We start from the raw sequence: 3504 nt of genomic DNA, 5'->3' as shown, positions 1-3504 counted from the left end.
GCGCCAGCCGCGTGGTGCCAGCCGCAGCCTGGCGAAAGCGCGGCGGACCGCCTGATGCGTCAGCACAACTGCCGCTGACCTTCACGGCCGGGGACGGCCTGGGGCAGCGCGGTTCCGCCTGTCCCGCGCCGCGGCCATGCGCGCGGCCGGCCGTGCCGCCCGACCGCATGCGGGCAGGCGATTGGTCATGCCCCGTCGCACGAACGCCGGGCTGTCGTGCGACGGCGACCGCGCGCGGGGCTGGTGGGTCGGCCACGCACTGAACCGGATGGCAGGGCGCCATCCGCACGCAGGTTGATCCCGTGCGCGGATGGCATCCTGCGCGCCGGCCGCCGACAGGCTTGGCCCTTGGCGCCGCCGCCGCCGCGCATGGGGCCTGGCGGCCCCTTGACCGCCCGCGCCGGAACGCCACGCTGCCGGATCACCAGCCGAGGGGAAGCAGGAATGAACCGCAGGACCATGCTCGGCGCCGGCGCGGCGCTGCTGGCGGGCGTGGGTGCGGCGCGCGCGCAGCATCACGGCCATCATGGCGGGAACATCCCGGCCGACCAGATGTCGGCGCTGCGCGGGCCGAACCCACAGGCGCTCACGCCGCAGCAGCTTGCCCAGCGCGTCATCGACAGCCCGGCGCCACCGGGCCCGCCCGGCCGCTGGGTCGCGCGCGCGCCGCTGCCCCTGCCGCGCAGCGAGATGGCCTGGGCGACGTCGTGGAACAATCGCCTGCATGTCATCGGCGGCTATGCCCAGGGCCAGGTCGACAAGCCCTATCACCACATCTACGACCCCGCGGCGGATCGCTGGCAGGACGGCGCGCCGCTGCCGCGCGGTGCGAACCATGTCGGCGTCGTCGCAGATGCGGGGCGGATCTACGCGTTGGGCGGCTTCACAGAGCAGAACCGCGCGGCCGATGCGCTCGCCTTCGCCTATGACGTGGCGCGCGACCGGTGGGACCGCATCGCGCCCATGCCGCGCCCGCGCGGCGCCGGCGCCGTCGCTGCCGTGGGCGGGAAGATCTACCACATCGGCGGCGCGACCGACCCGGCGCCCGAACGCGCCAGCATCGGCTGGACCGAGGTCTATGACCCGCAGGGCGACCGTTGGACCATCCTGCGCGCCCTGCCCGCCGCGCGCGACCATGCCGGCGTGGCGGTGTGGGAGGGCAAGATCCATATCGTCGGCGGGCGCTTCAACACCTTCGAGAACAACACCGGGCTGCATCATGTGTACGACCCGGCGAGCGACACCTGGCGCCTGCGCGCGCCGATCCCGACACCGCGATCGGGCCATGGCATGGTGCTGCTGCGTGGCCGGATGTGGTGCTTCGGCGGCGAGGAACGGCTCTACGACGCGCAGAACCGCCCGATCGACCGCGTGCTCGGCAGCACGGAATCCTACGACCCGGCGACCGACAGCTGGATGAGCCACGCGCCCATGCCCACGCCGCGCCACGGGCTCGGCGCCGCGCTGGTCGGCGAATGGATCCATGTCGCGGGTGGCGGGCCGATCGTGGGCGGCGCCATCCAGACCGCGGTGCACGAGGCGTTCCAGCCGGGCTGACGTGACCGCCCGCCGTCCCGAAGCGGTGGCGGCCGTTCCGAAACCGCTTCGGGCCGGCGCCGGCTTCGCCCCGTGCGGTCGCCGGGCGCGCCGCCGCTTCGGGACGCGCCCGGTGAAATCGCCGCTCGCGCGTAACCATCGCGCCTCGCGGCGCGAAACCAGGCGCGTCCGCGCATGGCCGGAACAGGAGACCACGATGACCAACGCCCTTTCCCGCCGCGCCGCGGGCCTCGCCGCAACCGTGGCCGTCACGCTCGCCGCCATGCCCGCTGGCGCGCAGGAGGCTGGCCTCGTCACCCGGCCGAGCGCCCATCCGGTGCGCGCGACGCTCGACCGCTTCGCCGCCGCGGTGCGCGAGGCCGGCTGGGTCGTCTTCGCCGAGATCGACCACGCGGCGGCCGCGCAGGCCGTCGGCATGACGCTCGCACCGCGCACCGTGGTGCTGTTCGGCAACCCGCGCGCCGGCACGCCTGGCATGGCGGCGAACCCGACGCTCGCCATCGACCTGCCAATGCGCGTGCTGGTCTGGCAGGACGGCGATGGTCGCACCCAGGTCACGCGCAGCACAGGGGAGGACCTGGCGACGCGCGTCTTCGCCCGGCACGGCATGACGGTCCCGCCCGAGGGCCGCCGCATGACCGAGGCCTTCATCGAGGGCCTGGTGCGAAAGGCGGCCGAATAGGCCGGCATTGGCCGTGGCGCTGCGCCGCGGCCCGGCGTGCCCGCGCTGAGTCTCCCGCCCGCCCCGCGAGCGCATGGGTCGGGCCTCGCGCTTGGTCTTGTCGCCCTGGCCGCGGTCGCGGCCGGTACGGCGGCGCAGGATGCGGCGCTGCTGGCGGTCCTTGCCGTCGCCCTCGCCCTGGGCGCCGCCTTCGTGCTGCTGGACTACGGCTTCACCGGCGGCTTCCGCGCCTTCCTCGCCGAAGGGGACGGGCGGGTGCTGGGTGCGACCTTCATCGTGCCGGCGGTCGCGGCCCTGGTGGTGCTGCCCGTGGGCGCGCTGGTGCCGGGCACCCAGCGCTGGGTCGCGCCGATCGGGCCGAGCCTGATCCTCGGCGCAATGATCTTCGGCGTGGGCATGATGATCGCGAATGGCTGCGGGTCCGGCACGCTGGTCGCGGCGGGGCAGGGGGCGCGGCGGATGCTGGTGGCACTCCCCTTCTTCTGCCTGGGCGGCGTGGCGGGCAGCTTGGCGTTGCCCGCTATGCTCGGCCTCCCGGGGGTCGCGGTCGACCTCGTCGCCGCCTTCGGCCCCTGGGGCGGGCTCGCGGCGACACTGGCGCTGCTCGCCGCCGGCGCGGCGCTGGTGCTGCGCGGGCGCGCGCCGCCGCGGGGAAAACTCATCGCCGGGACCGTCATCGGTGCGCTGGCGGCGGCGATGTTCCTTGTCTCCGGCCAGCCCTGGGGCATCACCATGGCGCTGACGGCCTGGGGCGCGCGGGCGGTCGCGGCGGCGGGCATCGACCTCTCGGCCACGCGCTTCTGGTCCGACCCCTGGGCGGCGGGGCTGCTCACGGAACCCCTGCTCGCCATGCCGGGCAGCGTCGCGGATCTCGGCCTGGTCCTCGGGGCGCTGCTCGCCGCGGCGGCCACCGGCGGGCTGCGCCACCGCGTGCCGATCGGCTGGCGCGGCGTGCTGGGCGGCGTGGTGGGCGGGCTGCTGATGGGCTTCGGCGCGCGGCTGTCCTTCGGCTGCAATGTCGGCGCCTTCCTGGGCGGGGCGGCCTCGGGCAGCCTGCACGGCATCGCCTGGCTCGCCTGCGTGATGCCGGGCTGCGCGCTCGGCCTCAGGCTGCGGCCGTTCTTCGGGTTTTCGTCCAGGTAAGCGCGACGGGCGCGAGCGGCGTGCCGCGCCGCGCGCGCTCGGCCGGCGGCAGCACGTCGCAGGAGGGCCAGAGCCCCGATCCGAGCGCCGCCGCGTAGCCCTCCGGCAGGCCTGCCGCGGCG

General features: G+C 75.6%; 3 protein-coding genes. All 3 read left to right on the top strand.

The window, feature by feature from the left end; all coding sequences use genetic code 11:
• Positions 1-444 precede the first annotated feature (444 nt).
• The 3 genes from HW577_RS22715 (at position 445) to HW577_RS22705 (ending at position 3382) form a co-directional block, all read left to right on the top strand.
• On the top strand, positions 445-1557 hold the full coding sequence (locus HW577_RS22715; protein ID WP_198378390.1) for a Kelch repeat-containing protein: 1113 nt from the start codon (positions 445-447) through the stop codon (positions 1555-1557).
• A gap of 196 nt (positions 1558-1753) precedes the next feature.
• Positions 1754-2239, top strand: coding sequence for a DUF302 domain-containing protein (locus HW577_RS22710; RefSeq protein ID WP_198378389.1), 486 nt, complete (start codon positions 1754-1756; stop codon positions 2237-2239).
• Positions 2240-2275: 36 nt separating this feature from the next.
• Positions 2276-3382: a YeeE/YedE thiosulfate transporter family protein gene (locus HW577_RS22705; protein ID WP_198378388.1), complete on the top strand. Its 1107-nt coding sequence runs from the start codon at positions 2276-2278 to the stop codon at positions 3380-3382.
• The last annotated feature ends 122 nt before the right edge of the window (positions 3383-3504 follow it).

Origin of the sequence: Neoroseomonas rubea (assembly GCF_016106015.1) — a bacterium.
GTDB classification, from domain to species: Bacteria; Pseudomonadota; Alphaproteobacteria; order Acetobacterales; family Acetobacteraceae; genus Neoroseomonas; species Neoroseomonas rubea.
Note: the sequence above shows the minus strand (reverse complement) of the source record. Positions and strands in the feature narration are given on the sequence as shown.

What these genes read in the sequence shown, in the direction of transcription:
- HW577_RS22715 (WP_198378390.1), top strand. Translation starts at nt 445, where the DNA reads ATGAACCGCAGGACCATGCTCGGCGCCGGCGCGGCGCTGCTGGCGGGC.
- HW577_RS22710 (WP_198378389.1), top strand. Translation starts at nt 1,754, where the DNA reads ATGACCAACGCCCTTTCCCGCCGCGCCGCGGGCCTCGCCGCAACCGTG.